This is a genomic window from Candidatus Pelagibacter sp. PS_02 (assembly GCF_059418065.1).
Map to the genome: position 1 here is coordinate 1,279,422 of NZ_CM182079.1, position 15,796 is coordinate 1,295,217.

The following is a 15,796-nucleotide window of genomic DNA, read 5'->3' on the forward strand; positions in this document are numbered from 1 at the left end:
TTTAACTTATGAAAAATGATTTATCATTTGAGGTAGTAGTTATTGGAGGAGGACATGCTGGCTGTGAAGCTGCTGCAGCGTCTGCTCGTCTTGGAATTAACACTGCCCTTTTTACACACAAAATTGAGACCATAGGAGAGATGTCTTGTAACCCAGCGATAGGTGGTCTTGGCAAAGGTCATCTTGTTAGAGAGATAGATGCTTTAGACGGTGTGATGGGAGATGTTGCAGATAAATCAGGTATACAATTTAGATTATTAAATAGAAGTAGAGGGCCAGCGGTACAGGGGCCTAGAACGCAATCAGACAGATCATTATACCGTAAATATATGCAAGAAAAATTACTAAACTATTGTAATTTAAGCGTTTTTTCTGATCCAGTAATAAAATTTATTTTTAATAAAAACACTATAAGTGGTTTTGAAACAAATTCAGGTAAAAAAATTTTATGTGGTAAGCTAATCTTAACAACGGGCACATTTTTGAATGGCTTGATTCATATTGGTGATGAAAGAACACCGGCTGGAAGATTTAATGAGAAGCCTTCAACAGGATTAAGTGAACAACTTGAAAAATATGATTTCAAAATAGGAAGACTTAAGACAGGAACACCACCAAGGCTAGATACTAGAACAATTAAGTATGACAATTTAGAAGAACAGTTTGCAGATGAGGATCCTTATTTTTTTTCTTTCTTAACTAAAAAAAATTTAAACAAACAAGTTTCATGTCGGATGACATATACAAATGAAAAGGTTCATAAGATAATTCAAAAAAATTTAAAAAGAAGCGCCATGTACTCAGGAAGCATACAGGGGGTTGGTCCAAGATATTGCCCTTCAATAGAGGATAAGATAGTAAAGTTTGCAGATAAGGACCGCCACCAAATATATTTAGAGCCCGAGGGGCTAAATGACCATACAATATACCCAAATGGAATATCAACTTCGCTACCAGAAGATGTACAGCAAGAAATATGTAATAATATCAATGGTTTAGAAAATGTTAAGATAATTAGACCCGGTTATGCTATAGAATATGACTATATTGACCCTAGAGAACTATTTTTAACTCTTGAAACTAAAAAAATTCAAAATTTATATCTTGCTGGACAGATAAATGGGACAACTGGATATGAAGAAGCTGCGGCTCAAGGTTTAATAGCGGGAATTAATGCTGCGTTATCTTTTAAGAAACAAGAACCATTTATTTTAGATAGATCAGATGCATACATTGGAGTTATGATAGATGATTTGGTAACAAAGGGTGTTGCGGAGCCTTACAGAATGTTTACCTCAAGAGCAGAATATAGACTAAGCTTGAGAGCAGATAATGCAGACCAAAGGTTAACAAATAAGGGAATTGAAATAGGATTAATATCAAAAGAAAGAGAGGACATTTTTAAGGATAAAGAAAAAAAACTAGGAATAATATCCAAAATAATGGGTGAATCGTTAATTTCTCCAACAAAAATTAAGAGCTTTAATATTAAAATTGCAAAAGATGGCATTCTAAGAAAATCTAATGAAATATTAACCCAAAAAGGTGTTAATATGAAAAAAATAAGAGAAATTTGGCCTGAAATTCCTTATTTTGATAAAAAAATAGATGAGCAAATTGAAATAAATGCTCATTACAGAGGTTATCTTAAAAAACAAAAAGCAGATATATTAGCATTTAAAAGAGATGAAAATTTAGTTATACCTGAAAATCTTAATTATGATGATCTTTCTGGACTATCAAATGAGGTAAAAGCCAAATTTGAACAAATAAAACCAAAAACTATGGGACAAGCACTGAGAATTGATGGAATAACTCCAGCTGCCGTATATATTTTGTTGTCATATGTAAAAAGAAAGTCTATTAAGCTAATAGCTTAATGGAAGAAATTTTTAAAAATTATCCACTACTAAAAAACCAAAATGTTCCACGTGAAACATTAATTGATTTTGATCTATTCATATCTATGCTTCAAACAGAAAATGAAAAAATTAATATAATAAGTAAAGAAACAGCTAAAAATAAGGTTATTAGAGATCGTCATATAATCGATTCAGCACAAATCATTGAATTTGTTGATTTAAATAGTAGTATTATAACAGATATAGGTTCAGGTGGAGGTATGCCAGGTATAATTATATCAATTATGATTAAAAATCAAAAAAATTCAACCAAAGTTCATTTATACGAAAAAAGTCACCATAAAAGCTCTTTTTTAAGAAAAGTATCTAGAGATTTAAAATTAAATACTGAAGTTATGCAAGAAAATATTTTTGAAGCAGAAAATTTAGACTCAGGTACAATAATGGCAAGAGCTTTTAAACCTTTACCAATAATTTTAGATTTAGTTTATAAAAATTTTAGCAGTTATAAAAATTTAATTGTATTCATGGGAAAAAATGGAGAAAAAGTTTTAGAAGAAACTTTAATGAATTGGGATTTTGATTTTGAAAAAAAAAAAGTATTACGAGCGAAGATTCATTTTTATTAAATATAAAAAACATTAAAAAAAAAATTAAAAAACTAAATGCAAATTATTTCTGTCATAAATCAAAAGGGTGGGGTTGGAAAAACAACAACAGTAATTAATCTTGCAGCAGGTTTAGCCCAACACAAAAAAAAAGTTTTAGTAATAGACCTTGATCCACAAGGAAACGCTACTACAGGTCTTGGTCTTTCCAATTTAGAAAGTTCGACAGATACTATTTATGGGGTGCTAAATGGAACAAGAATCATTTCTGATGTGATTAGAAAAACAGCGTTTAAAAATTTAGATATTATTACTTCAAATGTAGATTTATCTGGGCTTGAGGTTGAGACAGCCGATGATAGTATGAGAGCATTTATTTTAAAACGCGAATTAACCGCTTTTTTAAATGATTCTAGAGCAACCTATGATTATGTGCTTATAGACTGCCCACCATCACTAAGCTTGCTTACGGTTATGTCTCTTGTGTCTTCTCACTCACTATTAGTTCCACTGCAGACTGAATTTTTTGCTTTGGAGGGTTTAACCCAGCTAATGAAAACCATAGAACGGATAAAAATTAATTTAAATCCTGAATTAAAAATTAGAGGCATACTTTTAACAATGTTTGATAAAAGAAATAAGCTATCCACACAAGTTGAAAAAGAAGCAAGAGACTATTTTAATGAAAAAGTTTATCTAACAGTGATCCCAAGAAATGTTAGACTGTCTGAGGCACCATCTCATGGCCTGCCAGTTTTAATGTATGATAAATCTTGTCCTGGTAGTAAATCATATTTTAACTTTACAGATGAATTTATTAATCAAGAACAAAAAATAGGGAGCGCCGCATAATGGATGCAAATAAAATAAAAAAAGGCCTAGGTAGAGGTTTGTCATCTTTAATAGGTGAAACAAAAGCAGAAGCAAATATCAATAAAGTTTCGATATCTGATCTCGTAAGCAATAAATTTCAACCAAGAAAAATATTTGATGAGGAAAGTTTACAAGATTTAACTAACTCAATAAAAGAGAGGGGTATTATTCAGCCAATTATTGTCAGAAAGTCTAGTGAAGATAACTCAAAGTATGAGATAATTGCAGGTGAGAGAAGGTGGTTGTCAGCACAAAAAGCAGGGCTACACGAAGTTCCAGTAGTTATAACGAACATAGATGATTTAAAATCTTTAGAATTTGCAATTATTGAGAATGTTCAAAGAAATGATTTAAATGTAATAGAAGAAGCACAAGGTTATCAGCGGCTTATTGAAGAGTTTTCATATGATCAAGAAAAAGTAGCCCAATTTATTGGAAAAAGTAGAAGCCATATTACTAATTGTTTGAGATTACTTAACCTTCCACAAGCAGTTTTAAAGTTAATTCAAACGCAAAAATTATCAGCAGGACATGCAAAAATTTTAGTAGGTCTGGATAATGCAGAGTTTGTTGCAAATAAAATAATTGAAAAAAATCTCTCAGTTAGACAGTCAGAAAATTTTGTTAAAATATTTAAAACTAAAAAACACTCTCTTAAAACATCTAAGGATATTAACCTACAAGTATTGGAGAACTCAATTAGAGAAAAAATTGGTCTTAATGTTTTAATTAAAAATAAAAAAAATAATTCAGGATCTTTATTATTAGAATATAAAGATTTAGATCAGTTGAATAAAATAATTGAAATTATTAAATCTAATTATTAGTTTTTTTTGAATTATTAATTATAAAATCTGCCAATATATTTTTAGCAAGCACTGAGTTTTTTTTGACTAAAAGTTCAATTTCATTAGTTTTATAAATTAACTGCTCTAACCCATCTTTTTTCCAAGACCTTACTTGTTGAGTAACAAGAGGTTTGTCTTTCCAAAAAATTGGTGGTTTACAAGCAGAAATTGCTTGTTCAATATTGTTTTTTTCATCAATTAAATCATAAATTTTAACTAGTCTTTTTAGTTTAGCTAATAATGTTCTAATTATTATGATATTATCTTCGTCTGAATAGTTGTTTTCACTTAAAATAGTGAGTGTTTTCCTAGTATTTTTAGCTAATGAGTGATCCACGAGTTCCGAAGCACTATAGTTGTCTGCAAGGTTAGTTAACTTAATTATTTCTTGAATGTTCAAATTTTTTTTATTCAATGAAAAATTTTCAATCTTTTCTAATTCATTATTCAGATTTTTTCTATCACCCCTGCTTCTTTCTACTAAGACATTAATTAATTGCTGAGATATTGGGATTTTTTTATTTCTAAAAAAAAGACTAATAATTGAGTTTAAAGTTTGATTATTATCTTCATAAAACGGGACACATACAATTGATTTTTCTTTTTCAAAAAATTTTCGCAAAGTAGATTTTTTTTCTAAATTTTTTGAATTTAAGATAATTTTTATATCCTCAGGGTTTTTCTCTATCAATTCTTCTATGATTGTTTTAATTTTATCTGTAGCTCTATTAATAATTATGAGTTTTTCATTATCAAAAAAGGATTTAGTAAGAACACTATTAAAAAAAATATTAATATCATCTAATATCTCTTTTTCTTCATATCTATGAATTTTATCTTTATAGTTTTCTTCAAATAAATTTTTAATATTTTCTTCTTTTAGACCTTCATTTTCACCATAGAATAGATAAAATTTATAATTATCTAGTTTTATTTTGTTTAATTCAAACGATTTTAGTATCATTGAATATTAGATAGTTTAAAAATTAATTTATCAGAGGCTATTTCTGCCAAATTATTTTTAATATCTTTTTCAAGCTGCTTTAAATTAAATTTATTAGAAATGTTGTTATAATTAAAACTTTCCAAAATTATAAAATTGCTTTTAAATTTATTGTTCATCAAAACTTCTATATTAATAGAAACTGAATTTTTAAAGGAAGTTGCGTCACCGGCAGTATTTTTTGATAAAATTACTTTTTCTGAAGTACTAGAAATTTTTAGTGTAAAGTCTTTATCTTTTTTAGCTTGAGCATAGTTATTTAGTTTTTCTTTGATCTTTAGATTAACCATTCTATCTCCAACAAAATTTAATTCACTTACTGAAAAATTATAATTTACAGAATTCTTTTTGGAGTAAATTGCTTCATACCCACATGATGATAGTAGTAATAAAAGAAGAAGTATAATTTGTTTTCGTAGCATTTTTTATAGTATAATATTTATAAGCCTGTTGGGTACAAATATTGATTTTTTTATCGATTGGTCTTTTAAAAATTTTTCAATTTCTAGGTTTGTTTTTATGATCTCTAAAATTTCTTTTTCAACCACATCTCTTTTTACCTTTAAAATAGCTCTTTTTTTACCATTTATCTGAATAACAAAGTTAATATCTTCTTCTATTAAATCTTCCTTTGAAATTTTTGGCCAATTAATTTGATTTTCATTAATGGTATTTAAGCACTCATTTGAAAAATGTGGAATAAATGGATTCATTACAATTAAAATTTTTTTATAGTTTTCAATTAAAATCTCTTTTTTTATAGGCTTGTCTATTTCTTTGATCAAAAAATTATACATTTCATAAAAGTTAGCAACTATTACATTATAATGAAACTTTTCTAGGTTTTGGGTTATTTTATTAATTAGTTGATTAGTAAATTTAGTTAAATCGTTACCCTCACTGCCTTGATCATTATTTTTTATTTTATCTAAAATTTTAGAATTTAATGTCCATAGTTTTTGAACAAATTTAAATGATGCTAACATTCCCTGATCTGACCATTGCACATCTTTTTCTGGAGGACTGTCTGATAAAATAAATAATCTAACAGAATCTGCCCCATAATTTTTTATTATATTCTCTGGATCTATTGTATTTTTTTTAGATTTTGACATAGACTCTGTTGGTCCAACAATTATTTTTTCAGAAGGATTATCTTTTTTATAAAATTCTTTACCATTTTCAGAAGACACTTCTTCTGGACTTAACCATTTATTATTTTGGTCTTTGTAAGTTTCGTGACAAACCATTCCTTGTGTAAACAATCCATCGAACGGTTCTTTTAATTTAAAATCATCATTTTTATAAGATAGTGCTTGCATAAAAAACCTTGAGTATAATAAATGTAAAATAGCATGTTCAACACCTCCAATATACTGGTCAACTGGCATCCAGTAGTTAGCCTCTTCTTGAGTAAATCCACGATCTAGATTATGAGGTGAACAAAATCTTAAAAAATACCAAGAAGAATCGACAAAAGTATCCAATGTATCGGTTTCTCTTCTATATTTTTTGCCATCTAAGATAAAGAATTTCCAGTTATCTTCTGAGTCCAAAGGATTTCCTGTGTTGCTTAATTTTTCAATTTCTGGAAGTTTAACAGGCAACATATCTCTTGGAATTTTAATAGGCTGATCATTTTCATCATAGGCTATTGGAATAGGACAGCCCCAGTACCTCTGCCTTGATATACCCCAATCTTTTAATCGATAATTAGTCTTTTTTGTTCCTAGATTATTCTTTTCAAGAAATTCTATAGTTTTAATAATAGATTGGCTTGGAACTTTTAAACCATCAAGAAAATCTGAATTACAAAGATATCCTTCACCCGTATAAGCCTCATTATTTATTTTAAAGTCTTTATCTTTTTCAGGTTTAACAACAGGTGTAATTTTTAAATTATATTTTTTTGCAAAATCTAAATCTCGTTGATCATGTGCTGGACAACCAAAAACAGCACCTAACCCATAATCCATTAATACAAAGTTTGCAAAATAAACTGGAACTTTCATATTTTTATCTAGTGGGTTAACTGCAATCATGTCAGTTTTAAAACCAAGCTTTTCTGCAGAAGCAATAGATTCTTCAGTAGTACCTGTTTTAGAGCACTCTTCTCTAAATTTTTGAAATTCTTTATCTTCCTCGTAATATTTTGCTAAAGGGTGGTCAACTGAAAGAGCAAGAAAGGAAAAACCAAATAAAGTATCAGGCCTTGTTGTATAACACTTAATACTCTCAATAGGCTTTTCACTTTCAATTTTAAATTCAACTTCACAACCAAACGATTTACCTATCCAGTTCTTTTGCATCACTTTTACTTTATTGGGCCAATTTTCTAATGCATCTAATCCTTGCAACAGGTCTTCTGAAAATTTTGAGATATTAAAAAACCATTGATTTAGCTTCTTTCTTTCAACTGTAGCTCCTGACCTCCAACCTTTCCCATCTACCACTTGTTCATTGGCAAGAACAGTTTCATCAACTGGGTCCCAGTTAACATAATTTTCTTTTCTGTAAACTAATCCCTTGTCGTACAGATCTAAAAAAAATTCTTGTTGGTGTTTATAATAATCTTCAGAACAAGTTGAAATTTCTTTGTCCCAGTCAATCGATAACCCAAGCTTTTTAAGTTGGGATCTCATAGTCTTAATGTTTGATTCAGTCCAGGTTTTAGGATCTAAATTATTTTGTCTTGCAGCGTTTTCTGCGGGCATACCAAACGAGTCCCAGCCCATTGGATGAAGAACATTGTAGCCCTGCAATGTTTTATAACGTGCTAGCACATCACCAATTGTATAATTTCTAACATGTCCCATATGGATTTTACCAGATGGATATGGAAACATTTCTAGGCAATAAAATTTTTTTTTGGTTTTATCTAATTTTGATGAAAAAACTTTATTCTTATGCCAAAATTTTTGCCATTTTTCTTCTACAGTTTTAAAATTATATCTATCCATAAAATTAATTATTAATTTTATTATTATTTATTAATCTTTGGGGTCAGAAGTGATATATGGTTTGAAGTTTTTATCTTTCATTTGTTTTTCGTAAACAGCTGCGGTTTTTAAAATTTTATTTGTCAATTCAGAAACTAAATTCCCAGACTTTTCAGTTATCACACAATTAAATTGCACATTACACTTTCTATTAAAAACCTTTATATCTAAAGCATCAGACCTTACTTCATTAGTTAAAAACCTTATTGAGATTTTAATACTTTCATTGTCAACATTTGATGAATACCAATCTGTGATTATAATGCCTCCACTATAATTTACAGAAGCTAATGGCATAAAATCAATTGTGTCTAAGGAAGCTCTCCATAATTCATTCGAACTTGCAAACTCAAATGTTCCACCTTTATTTTTCCCAACATCTGAAAGTCTAAAACCTCTACCTTCCTCAATATTTTTTTTAACACGTGCTTCGGGGTTAGGAGGATATTTTCTTGCGTCAGCACCGGGTAATTTACCACCACAAGAATTTAAAAAAATTGCAGAAAGAAATATTAAAAATAAGAATTTTAGGTTTTTTGCTATATTCATGAAAAATTTATTGTTATTTTGAGAATTTACACACTTTACTTAAGAAAACATTAAAAATATAGGAAAATAGACATACAATGTGATGTATATATGCAACACATATTAAAAATTTACTAAATATATGGACTTTATAAACAACGAAAACCCAGATTTCTATATAGATACCGTGTTTAATATTAAACAATAAACAATAACAATAAGGAAAAAATATGAATAACTTAAAAAAAATAGGACTAACAGCTTTAGCTGGTTGTCTAGCCGTATCTTCAGTACATGCAACTGAACTAACTGCATCTGGTTCAGCTAGTATTGGTTTCGGTGGTGCTGATAAAGGTACTTCTGCAAACGGTTTCTACATGAATGATGAAGTAACTTTTTCAGGTAGTGGAGAATTAGATAATGGTTGGAATGTAACTTTATCTATGCAATTAGATAATGATGAAACAGGCACTGGTAATATGGATAACAGAAGTGTGACTATTAATATGGGTGATGCTGGAACTTTTGCTTTTGGTGGTCATGGTCTTGATTCAGTTGTAGGTGGTGTTGACGATGTAATGCCAACAGCTTACGGTGAAACTTGGGATATCATTGGAAACGATATAGACAATGGTGGAGTAACAGCTACTCTTTCTACTCTATTTGGTGCTATTGGTTCAGCTGGAAGTAACAACATGATGAGATACGACAACACAACTGCTGTTGAAGGTCTTAAAATTTCTGCTTCATACGTTCCATCAGGAACAGGTGAAGTTGAAAGTTCAGTTGACTACGGTCTTGAATACACTGGCTACGAAGGTTTAACTCTTGGTTATGCTATGGGTGAAAACAATGCTGCTGGTGGAACTAGCAACACTGACAATGACACTATGTATGTTAAATATGCATATGGTCCAGTAACTGTTGGTTACCAAAAATCAGAAATAGATGCTAATACAGTAGCTGCTTCTGACGAGTGGACTGCATATGGTGTTACTTACGCTGTATCAGATAGTCTATCAGTTGGTTACGCTGAGTCTACTTACGATGCAGGTGATAAAACTACTGACCAAGAAAACTCTAACCTATCAGTATCATACACTCAAGGTGGAATGACTTTAGCAGCAGGTTTTGCTGAAGAGAAAAACAGAGGTGGTTTAACTACAGCTGTTAATGATGTTAAAGGTTACGATATAAGTTTAGCATTTGCATTCTAATTAATTTAGAACACAAATTAATAAAAGGGCCCCTTTTTAGGGGCCTTTTTTTTGTTCAAAAAAAGAAATACCAGCAAAGCCTATACAGTTAACTAAATTTAATTTTTTCAAACTAGTCTTTGAAATACCACCAAGAGCTATAAATGGTTTTTTACTCAGACGAGATAGTAACTTAAATCTATTAATACCTAAAAAGTTTTTATTTTTTTTAAATATTGATGATAAAAAAATTGCTTTAACATTTTGTGATTCCTTATTTCTTATTTCAAAAACATTGTGAGCAGAACCTAAAATAATAAAATTTTTTTTAAAAGAATAAGAGAGATGTTTTTTGTCGTTATTAAAAGATGGAATGTACGCCCCATTCAAGTTAAGTTTTATGGCTAATTTTATGTTGTTTGATAGTAAGAATTTGTGACCTCTCTTTTTACAATAACTTTTTATTCTTAAAATTAGTTTTTCATCTATATCTTGTTCATAATTCCTGTAGATTATAGTGGTTTCTTGATCTTGTTTATCTATATGACTTTGATTAAATTTATTTATGAAGTAATATTTTTTTAGAATTTTATTATGCATAATACAGTTAAAAATTTAATTTATATAGAAGACCTCGTTAAATCTAAAGTAAATCATGTTAAATTGCCTAAAATTATTGCAGTATCAAAGACTTTTCCAATAGAAAATATTTTACCATTAATTGAGTATGGCCATCTTCATTTTGGAGAAAATAAAGTTCAAGAAGCCCTTGATAAGTGGGTTCACATAAAAAATCAAAATCCGAGTATTCAGCTTCATTTAATTGGAAGACTTCAAACCAATAAAGTAAAAGTAGCTTTAAGAATATTTGATTATATTCATGCATTGGATAGTGAAAAATTAGCTAATAAAATTGCTGATGAACAAACTAAACAAGGAAAAAAACCTAAGATATTTATTCAAGTCAATATTGGTAACGAAAATCAAAAATCTGGAATAAATAAAGAAAGACTGAGTGATTTTTATAAATTTTGCAAAAATTTAAATTTAGATATCATTGGTACGATGTGTATTCCACCAAATGATGACAATACCAAAAAATATTTTTCTGAGATGAATGAAATAAACCAAGAATTAGACTTTAAAGAGCTAAGTATGGGCATGTCGGGAGATTACTTGGAGGCTATTAGATATAATGCAACATATGTTAGAGTTGGCTCAAAAATATTTGGTAGTAGAACTTAACCAATTTTAATTTTAGTTTTTTTATCTATTAATTTTAGTAAAATTTCAAAATCTTTTTTTTTTAGAGTAACACATCCCGCTGTTGGTTTATAATCATCTGTTAAATGAATAAATACTGCGCTCCCTTTACCTGGAGTTTTTTTTTCATTGTGACTAATTGAAATTATATAATCATATTTATGATCTTTTCTATGAAGGTTTTCTCTAAAATTTTTATTGTTTGTTGTAATTTCTTCATTATATTTTTTGTGTTTTGGGTCATCACACCAAGCCATATCTTGTTCAATGATCTTTTTATTGATTTTGCATTTTGGGATACCAACACGATCTTTTCTAAAATATAATTTTCTTAAATTAAATAACCCTTTTGGGGTTGAATGATCTCCCTCTTTTTTATTAGAATTTAAGCCACTTTTTCCAACAGAGCATTTCAATTTAAATTCGTCAATTATAAGAGTGTTTTTATTTGGCACATGAATTATCATAAGTAATATTAAATATAATTATGCAAAATGTTTTTATTTTAAACTTTCATTCACTATATGAAATTTTAGACGAGATAAAAGAAAATTTATCTTTTACGATTATAAAAATTGAGAATGAAGAAGATTTTCAAAAGAAATTTGATCTAAATAGATTAGATTATTTAATAATTTCAAAAACAGGTCATAAATTACTACGAAATATTAATATAACTGATAAAAATTTTTTACATTTTAATGATCTGCCCTTATCATTTAAAAAATTAATAGAATTAATCAATATTAAATTAATCAAATTAAAATTTAACCAACAGTCTAAAATTATAATTAAGGGCTATGAGTTAAATTTAAATTCTAAATTCTTTTCTAAAGATAATTTAAAATTAAAGTTAACAGAAAAAGAAATTGAAATTATTTTGTATTTAAATAATAAAAAAATTAAACACAATGTTGAAGACTTACAAAAAAATATATGGTGTTACTCGGCAAATATGGAAACCCACACGGTAGAAACACATATTTATAGACTTCGAAAAAAAATAAGTGATTTATTCAAAGATGAAAAATTTATACTAAGCCATAAAAATGGCTATTTTATTGACTAAAATAGCTAATCTAGTCTAGCACCAATTTTTTGAATTATCTTTGAAGACATTGCAGTCCCTTTTTCGAGACATTCTTTAGTAGAACTATTATTGATTAACCCATGAAGAAAACCAGCCGCAAATAGATCTCCAGCACCTGTTAAGTCTACAATTTTTAAATTTGGTTTACTTTTACATTCTGTAATTTCTTGATTCTTAACAGCAATGCTTCCTTTTTCACCACGTGTGATAATTAAAAGTTTCCCCAGTTGTTTTCCAAATTCAATAACCTCTTCAAAGTTTTTAGCATTAATTAATGATCTAATTTCTTGTTCGTTAGCAAAGGTAATATCAAGTTTATTTTTAACTAAATCTAAAAAATCACTTTTATGTCTATCCACACAAAATTGATCTGATAAGGACATTGCTTTAGTGTTAGACATTGACATTGCCTTATCAAAAGCTGACTTGGGTTCTCCCTCATCCCACAAATATCCTTCTAAAAATATCATTTTACTTTCTTGTATAGCTTTTTCATTAATATCACTGGGGCTAATTTTTCCAGCAATACCTAAAAATGTAACCATAGTTCTTTCTGCATCTGGTGTTATTAAGATTAAACAAGTACCCGTTGGTGAGATTTCTTTTTTTTTATTATAAAAATATTGAACTTTTTCTTTAGTTAGACCTTCTTCGTATTTTTGTCCCAAATTATCATCGTTAACTTTACCTATAAACCCAACATCATTTCCTAATTGTGATAGTCCAACAATAGAATTTGCAACCGACCCACCAGAGATAGTTTGTTCTATCTTAAGACTTGATAAAAGTTTTTTAAATTCTATTTCGTCAACCAGTTTCATTGTACTTTTTATTAATTGATTATTTATTAAGTATTGGTCATCAACTTTACAAATGACGTCAACAATGGCATTACCAATTCCTAGTATTTTCATATTAAGCTTTTTTTATTTTAACTGGATTTTTTCGATTAGGATAACAAGTCGTGCAAATTTTACAAGTCAAACCATAACATTCCCTTGCCTTACAAAATTCTCTTCCATAATAAATTATTTGTAAATGCAATTTGCTCCATGTTTTTTCTGGGAATATTCTTTTTAAATCTTTTTCAGTTTGAATTACATTTTTGCCATTTGTTAAACCCCATCTTTGAGCTAATCTATGGATGTGGGTATCAACTGCAAAAGCTGGAACTCCAAAACCTTGAGACATAACCACACTTGCAGTTTTATGGCCTACACCAGGCAGTTTTTCGAGCTCTTCAAAGCTTTTGGGCACTTTGCCTCCATGCTTTTCAAGAAGCTGTTTAGACATCAAATAAATACTTTTAGCCTTAACTCGAAAGAGACCAATACTTTTAATCAATTTTTCTATTCGTTTTTTGCCTAATTTTACAAAATGCTCAGGTTTATTATATTTTGGATATATATTTTTAGTTACATTATTAACATTTAGATCAGTGCATTGTGCCGATAAAAGAACTGACATTAAGAGAGTAAAGTTATTAATATGATCTAGCGGGATAGGGGTTGTTGGATAAAGTTTATTTAAAATTTTTAGTATTCTTTTAGCTTTATCTTTTTCATCCATTATCTAAAGTTCAATAAATCTCTCATCGAATAAAGTCCTGGTTTTTTATTAATCAACCATTTTGCAGCAGTTAGAGCTCCATCTGAATAAAGTGCTCTGTCAAAAGCCTCATGACTTAATTTTATTATTTCTTTTCCACTAGAAAATGTAACTTCATGTTCACCAATAATTTCACCTTTTCTAATTGAATTGAAATTAATTTTTTTTCCATAAGGAAAAGATTTTTTATTTAAAAATTTTTTACCCATTAAGTTATAAAGGTTTTTATTTTTTCCATCTGCAATTCCTTTTCCTAGCATTAAGGCTGTTCCTGATGGGTAATCTTTCTTGTGTTTGTGATGAACTTCAAAAACCTTGCTTAAATATTCTTCATTTAGTGATTTTGAGGCAATTTCTGTTAAATACATTAATAAATTAACGCCAAGGCTCATATTACCTGCTTTTAAAATTGGAATGGTTTTAGAAAATTTTTTAATCAAGGCCTCTTCTTTTTGATCAAATCCCGTTGTTCCTATTACTATTCTTTTTTTTAATTTTGAGGCAATTTTTAAAATATCTAAAGTACAGGCTGGAACTGTAAAATCTATTATTACATCAGTTTTTTTAAAAGTTTCTTCAGTATTTACATCAAGCTTGATACCAGCAATTTTTTTACTGATAGCTTTATTTTCTGTTAGAGCAGTTAGTTTAAAGTTTTTATTATTTTTTGAGGATCTAATAAGCTGTTGACCCATTCTACCTAGACAGCCAGAAATAGCTAAATTAATTTTTTTCATCTAGGAAAATATTAACCTTTTTTAGTTAATTAGTCTTTAGTTTTTCCAAAAACTTTTTGCTTTTTGAAAGAATTGTTTGATACTTGGATTAGACTTTTCATTTTCAATTTCTCTAAATTTTTCAAGTAAAGCTTTTTGTTCTTTGTTTAAAGAAATAGGAACTTCAGTATTTACTTGGACATAAAGGTCTCCATTTCCACTACCTCTCATATAAGGCATACCTTTGCCTTTTAGCCTAAATTGTTTTCCATTTTGAGTTCCATCAGGTATTTTAATTTTAGCTTTTCCGCCATCAATTGTTGGTATCTCTATTGTGGTTCCTAAAGCTGCATCAGCAATGGATATAGGAAATTCAAAGAATAAGTTTTCATCAGATCTTTTAAATAAATCGTGTGAATGAACATTTACAAATAGATAAAGATCACCATTTGCCCCACCTTTGGATCCTGCTTCACCTTTGCCAGCTAATCTAATCCTAGTTCCATCATCGACACCCTTAGGTATTGTAACTGATATTTTTTTGGAGGCTTGTTTATTACCTTGACCATTACAATCTGTACATGGATTTGTTATTTCTTCACCAGAGCCTGCACATTGAGGACAAGTTTGTTGAACAGTAAAAAAACCTTGGTTAGATCTTACTTTTCCATTTCCACCACAAACCGTACATCTGTCTGGAGAATGACCAGGTTTAGAACCATTACCACTGCAAGTATTACATTTTTCTGTAGTTGAGAATTTTATATCTTGTTTTTTACCCTCATATGCTTCTTCAAGGGTAATAGATAAATCATATCGAAGATCAGACCCTCTATTATTAGTTTTTCTTCTTCCCCTTGATTGTCCACCACCAAAATCTCCAAAAAAATCTTCAAATATATCTGAAAAATCAGCTCCACCAAAACCACCACCAAAGCCTCCTCCTTGTCTGCCTCCACCACCCTCAAAAGCAGCGTGGCCAAAGTTATCATAGTTTTGTTTTTTTTCTTTATCTGAAAGGATGCCGTAAGCTTCACCAGCTTCTTTAAATTTATCTTCTGAGGCTTTATCACCTGGGTTTTTGTCTGGGTGATATTTTACAGCTAATTTACGGTAAGCAGATTTTAATTCTTCAGGGCTTGCACTTTTGCTAACCCCTAAGACGTCATAAAAATCTCTTTTAGCCATAAGTTACTTTAAGA

The 15,796-nt window shown here is 29.2% G+C and carries 16 protein-coding genes and 1 pseudogene; 7 read left to right on the forward strand and 10 right to left on the reverse strand.

The features are described 5' to 3' along the window. The first annotated feature begins 8 nt into the window (after positions 1–8). From mnmG to AC5SL4_RS06820, 4 genes and pseudogenes are all read left to right on the forward strand, one after another. Positions 9–1,880 (forward strand): tRNA uridine-5-carboxymethylaminomethyl(34) synthesis enzyme MnmG, encoded by a 1,872-nt coding sequence (gene mnmG, locus AC5SL4_RS06805; RefSeq protein ID WP_494587312.1) that lies wholly within the window; start codon positions 9–11, stop codon positions 1,878–1,880. Continuing rightward, positions 1,880–2,514, forward strand: a pseudogene (locus AC5SL4_RS06810) (16S rRNA (guanine(527)-N(7))-methyltransferase RsmG); the annotation flags it as partial. The gene mnmG and the pseudogene AC5SL4_RS06810, both read left to right, overlap by 1 nt. 13 nt (positions 2,515–2,527) lie before the next feature. After that, a complete protein-coding gene (locus AC5SL4_RS06815; protein WP_006997554.1) occupies positions 2,528–3,322 on the forward strand; it encodes a ParA family protein in 795 nt (264 codons plus the stop codon). Beyond that, positions 3,322–4,170 (forward strand): ParB/RepB/Spo0J family partition protein, encoded by an 849-nt coding sequence (locus AC5SL4_RS06820; protein WP_494587313.1) that lies wholly within the window; start codon positions 3,322–3,324, stop codon positions 4,168–4,170. The genes AC5SL4_RS06815 and AC5SL4_RS06820 overlap by 1 nt, the downstream gene beginning before the upstream one ends. On the opposite strand, the gene holA is transcribed toward AC5SL4_RS06820, so the two are convergent. From holA to AC5SL4_RS06840, 4 genes are read right to left on the reverse strand one after another with little or no spacing between them, the layout of a single operon-like run. Then, complete coding sequence (gene holA / locus AC5SL4_RS06825; protein ID WP_494587314.1) at positions 4,160–5,155, reverse strand: DNA polymerase III subunit delta; 996 nt, start codon at positions 5,153–5,155, stop codon at positions 4,160–4,162. The two genes, AC5SL4_RS06820 and holA, sit on opposite strands and share 11 nt — an antisense overlap. Continuing rightward, positions 5,152–5,616, reverse strand: coding sequence for a hypothetical protein (locus AC5SL4_RS06830; RefSeq protein WP_006997551.1), 465 nt, complete (start codon positions 5,614–5,616; stop codon positions 5,152–5,154). The genes holA and AC5SL4_RS06830 overlap by 4 nt, the downstream gene beginning before the upstream one ends. A 3-nt stretch (positions 5,617–5,619) precedes the next feature. Then, complete coding sequence (gene leuS / locus AC5SL4_RS06835; RefSeq protein WP_494587315.1) at positions 5,620–8,154, reverse strand: leucine--tRNA ligase; 2,535 nt, start codon at positions 8,152–8,154, stop codon at positions 5,620–5,622. Between the two features lie 30 nt (positions 8,155–8,184). Further along, positions 8,185–8,742, reverse strand: a complete 558-nt coding sequence (locus AC5SL4_RS06840) for a DUF3576 domain-containing protein (RefSeq protein WP_027306848.1) — start codon at positions 8,740–8,742, stop codon at positions 8,185–8,187. Positions 8,743–8,951: 209 nt separating this feature from the next. Between AC5SL4_RS06840 and AC5SL4_RS06845 the strand changes: the two genes are divergently transcribed. After that, positions 8,952–9,938, forward strand: coding sequence for a porin (locus AC5SL4_RS06845; protein WP_494587316.1), 987 nt, complete (start codon positions 8,952–8,954; stop codon positions 9,936–9,938). A 36-nt stretch (positions 9,939–9,974) separates the two neighbouring features. Here AC5SL4_RS06845 and AC5SL4_RS06850 read toward each other — a convergent pair whose 3' ends face one another. Next, on the reverse strand, positions 9,975–10,517 hold the full coding sequence (locus AC5SL4_RS06850; RefSeq protein ID WP_494587317.1) for a thiamine phosphate synthase: 543 nt from the start codon (positions 10,515–10,517) through the stop codon (positions 9,975–9,977). Between AC5SL4_RS06850 and AC5SL4_RS06855 the strand changes: the two genes are divergently transcribed. Next, a complete protein-coding gene (locus AC5SL4_RS06855; RefSeq protein WP_006997546.1) occupies positions 10,512–11,162 on the forward strand; it encodes a YggS family pyridoxal phosphate-dependent enzyme in 651 nt (216 codons plus the stop codon). The genes AC5SL4_RS06850 and AC5SL4_RS06855 overlap by 6 nt on opposite strands. Here the strand turns inward: AC5SL4_RS06855 and AC5SL4_RS06860 are convergent. Beyond that, positions 11,159–11,635, reverse strand: coding sequence for a L,D-transpeptidase family protein (locus AC5SL4_RS06860; RefSeq protein WP_230454314.1), 477 nt, complete (start codon positions 11,633–11,635; stop codon positions 11,159–11,161). The genes AC5SL4_RS06855 and AC5SL4_RS06860 overlap by 4 nt on opposite strands. A 32-nt stretch (positions 11,636–11,667) precedes the next feature. Here AC5SL4_RS06860 and AC5SL4_RS06865 point away from each other — a divergent pair, with 32 nt between their 5' ends. Then, the gene (locus tag AC5SL4_RS06865) at positions 11,668–12,249 is read left to right on the forward strand and encodes a helix-turn-helix domain-containing protein (RefSeq protein WP_494587318.1); all 582 of its coding nucleotides are present in this window, start codon (positions 11,668–11,670) and stop codon (positions 12,247–12,249) included. A 5-nt stretch (positions 12,250–12,254) separates the two neighbouring features. Here AC5SL4_RS06865 and AC5SL4_RS06870 read toward each other — a convergent pair whose 3' ends face one another. The 4 genes from AC5SL4_RS06870 to dnaJ are packed head-to-tail and all read right to left on the reverse strand — an operon-like array spanning position 12,255 to position 15,782. After that, positions 12,255–13,184 (reverse strand): adenosine kinase, encoded by a 930-nt coding sequence (locus tag AC5SL4_RS06870; protein WP_006997543.1) that lies wholly within the window; start codon positions 13,182–13,184, stop codon positions 12,255–12,257. Position 13,185: 1 nt separating this feature from the next. Beyond that, positions 13,186–13,839: an endonuclease III gene (gene nth / locus AC5SL4_RS06875; RefSeq protein ID WP_006997542.1), complete on the reverse strand. Its 654-nt coding sequence runs from the start codon at positions 13,837–13,839 to the stop codon at positions 13,186–13,188. After that, the gene (gene dapB / locus AC5SL4_RS06880) at positions 13,839–14,615 is read right to left on the reverse strand and encodes a 4-hydroxy-tetrahydrodipicolinate reductase (RefSeq protein ID WP_006997541.1); all 777 of its coding nucleotides are present in this window, start codon (positions 14,613–14,615) and stop codon (positions 13,839–13,841) included. Before dapB ends, nth begins: the two co-directional genes overlap by 1 nt. A gap of 36 nt (positions 14,616–14,651) precedes the next feature. Beyond that, positions 14,652–15,782 (reverse strand): molecular chaperone DnaJ, encoded by a 1,131-nt coding sequence (gene dnaJ, locus AC5SL4_RS06885; protein ID WP_006997540.1) that lies wholly within the window; start codon positions 15,780–15,782, stop codon positions 14,652–14,654. Positions 15,783–15,796 lie beyond the last annotated feature (14 nt).